The organism is Acinetobacter sp. V2, from assembly GCF_001188385.1.
Taxonomy (GTDB): domain Bacteria; phylum Pseudomonadota; class Gammaproteobacteria; order Pseudomonadales; family Moraxellaceae; genus Acinetobacter; species Acinetobacter oleivorans.
This window is the reverse complement of the sequence record NZ_JZFB01000003.1, coordinates 131,752-135,043: the sequence shown is the minus strand read 5'-3', so window position 1 is coordinate 135,043 and position 3,292 is coordinate 131,752. Positions and strand designations below refer to the sequence as shown.

The window sequence follows — 3,292 nt, the reverse complement described above, 5'->3', positions numbered from 1 at the left end:
CCCATCATTCCTGCCACAGCAGAAGGCTCAAGCTGAATATTTTCAGTTTGATTTAGAAGTGCTATGAGTTCATACAAACGTTCATCGTTAATGGTGTAATAGCCATCAATTAACTGTTGCATAGCACGTCCAACAAAACCTGAAGCACGCCCTACTGCAAGTCCATCTGCGGCGGTAACGTTATCAATACCAATGTCATTTACTGAAATCTGATCATGCAAGCCTGTGTGGACACCAAGTAACATGCAAGGCGAATGGGTTGGTTCAGCAAAAATAGAATGTACGTGCTCACCAAAAGCCAGTTTCAACCCAAAACTCACGCCACCTGGGCCACCACCGACGCCACACGGCAAATAAACAAATAATGGGTGCTCGGCATCAACTTTAATCTGTTTTTGCTCAAATTGCTGTTTTAAGCGTATTCCTGCAACGGCATAGCCTAAAAATAATGTTTTCGAGTTTTCATCATCAATAAAAAAGCAGTGTGGATCTTGTTCTGCTGCTTTTCGTCCCTCTTCAACCGCTACACCATAGTCACTGGCATATTCCACAACATTGACGCCTAGTGAACGCAGTTTGTCTTTCTTCCACTGTCTCGCATCGGCAGACATATGCACTGTGACTCTAAAACCCAGTTTGGCGCTCATAATACCAATCGAAAGCCCAAGGTTGCCTGTAGAACCTACTGCAATTTGATACTTAGAAAAAAACGTGCGAAATGCGTCTTGGTCGAGTTTAGTGTAATCGTCTTCCAACTTGAGAAGTCCTGCCTCAATTGCCAATTTTTCGGCGTGAGCTAAGACTTCATAAATACCACCACGCGCTTTAATTGAACCAGAAATAGGGAGATGACTATCTTTTTTTAGCCAGAATGCTCCACTCAGTTGCACTTGTTCTGTTGAAGAAAGTGCTTGCTGCATTTTCGGAATTTCAACGATATCTGATTCAATTTTTCCATGTTGTGCTTGAGTTTCAGGAAACACTTTTGCTAAATAAGGTGCGAAACGTGCTAGTCTTCCTTCCGCTTCACTTACGTCTTCTGCTGTGAGCCCAACTTTTTCTAAAGCTTCTGTTAAAGGATAGCGATGAGGTGTAAACCAAAATGTCTCTTGATAGGCTTGCAGTGTCTCAATAAGTGGAAATTGTTGTTTTAGCTGATCTATTTGAACCGCATCCATAATCTATCCTGATATATAAAGTTTAAGCTCAGCTTTTAAAGCTGCTTGATGCCCTATAACGACTTGTTAATTTATAATTGAATGTACATGAAAATAGACTGAACTTAAAAAAGAAACAAATAAAAAAGCCACTGTGAACAGTGGCTTTAATGTTTTAAATGCTTTTATACAAACTGCAAGAATAACCAGTACAAACCGCCTGATAAACAGATTGTTGCAGGAAGTGTAAATACCCATGCAGATAAAATTGTTTTAACTGTATTGAAGTTTAGGCCTGATCTATTTGCAACCATAGTCCCCGCAACAGCACTGTTTAAAACGTGTGTTGTTGAAACAGGCATGCCTAAACCATCAGCAGCTGCAATTGTACTCATTGCTACAAGCTCAGCAGACATCCCCTGACCATAAGTCATATGATGCTTACCAATACGCTCACCTACGGTCACAACAATACGTTTCCAGCCCACCATGGTGCCTAAACCAAGTGCCAAAGCAACTGCTACTTTCACCCAAGTTGGAATGTATTGTAAGAATGAATCTAAGCTACTACGGTATTCTTTCACAAGTTTTTCTTGTGACTGATCCATTTTTGGTAATGCATTCGCTTTATCCAAACGCTTAAACGAAGTGGTGCTTAAATACATGTCATTACGAATTTCGCTAATTGCAGCTTCTGGAATATCTTTTAAGTTGCTATAGCTAGAAACACGCTCACCCAAGTGGTCAGTCATGCTTGCCAATGCAGGCACTACTTCTGGAGTTTGCTGTTTAGTTTGAATGTATTTAGTCAGAATAAGACGTGCTTTTTCATCAGTTAATTCTGGCTGATTTTGATTCAAAAATACGGCAGTTTGAGAAGAAAGCTGATGGAATGATTGAACTTGTTGTGTATCAAGGTTTTTATTTAATGAATAAGCCAACGGCACCAGACCAACCAAAATCAGCATGATGAGACCCATACCTTTTTGACCGTCATTAGAACCATGCGCAAAACTTACACCTGTACAGGTAAAGATTAAAATTGCACGAATGATTGCTGGTGGTGGTTTATTACCTTCTGGCGGCTGGAATAATTCTAATTGGCGTTTAAAAACAGTTTTAACCAACAAGAATACAATCGCTGCAAAAGCAAAACCAATTAAAGGTGAAAATAATAATGCCTTACCGACTTTAATCACCTGATCCATATCAACACCGCTGGTCGTTACGCCAGTCGATGCACTCAACAGATGGTTCATAATGCCCACACCCAAGATTGAACCAATCAAGGTATGCGAACTAGAAGCAGGAATACCCAAGAACCAAGTACCTAAGTTCCAGAGAATCGCAGCAATAAGAAGCGCAAAAACCATTGCGAAACCTGCACCGCTACCCATGTTCATAATCAGTTCAACAGGCAACAATGCAATAATGCCGTAAGCGACTGCGCCGCTTGCAACCATTACCCCAAGAAAATTACAAAAACCTGCCCACATGACTGCAACTGGTGCAGGTAAAGCATTGGTGTAAATCACTGTTGCTACTGCATTTGCAGTATCGTGGAAGCCATTTACAAACTCAAAGCCTAAAGCAATCAAGAGTGCAGTAGATAAAAGGATAACCGAATAAAGACTCAAAGGTGGTACATGTGCTAAATCAGCACTCACCTGAAATCCAATATAAATAAGTGTTGCAACAATAATCGTCAGAAACACCGGCATAAAAAACTTAGGTGTCGGGACATGTACATTCGTCGATTTGACTTGCAGGTTTGCCGCAAGTTTTGAATCCGAAACAGGGGGTAGATTAGAATTCATGCAGACGGTAAGAGGATAAAAAAATCCTCTGTATTCTTAAATTAAATTATGACAATTATATGACAAAGCGGCGCCTGATGAAGTCAATTTTTCATATTTTGACCTCATTTGATGCACCTTTCCTCTATGAAATTTATTTTTTTATTAAAATACAATAATTTAAATCAATTTATATCTTCCTTATTTATGACTATTTTTAAAGCAAAAATATAAAAAAAATTACCCGTATGCTTGTTTTTTAAACAGCATAATTGTCATAAAACGGAATATTGGAGATGAAATATTTCAATATCATGATCATTTTATGACTATTTGATG

Annotated in this window: 2 protein-coding genes; both read right to left on the bottom strand. The window is 39.2% G+C overall.

The genetic code is table 11. From position 1 onward, the window contains the following. Nucleotides 1-1,178: D-serine ammonia-lyase (locus UC75_RS11555; RefSeq protein ID WP_228137309.1), on the bottom strand; the 1,178-nt coding region annotated here is incomplete at its 3' end. Nucleotides 1,179-1,342: 164 nt separating this feature from the next. Then, nucleotides 1,343-2,974 (bottom strand): inorganic phosphate transporter, encoded by a 1,632-nt coding sequence (locus UC75_RS11550; RefSeq protein ID WP_005303318.1) that lies wholly within the window; start codon nucleotides 2,972-2,974, stop codon nucleotides 1,343-1,345. Between the last annotated feature and the right edge of the window lie 318 nt (nucleotides 2,975-3,292).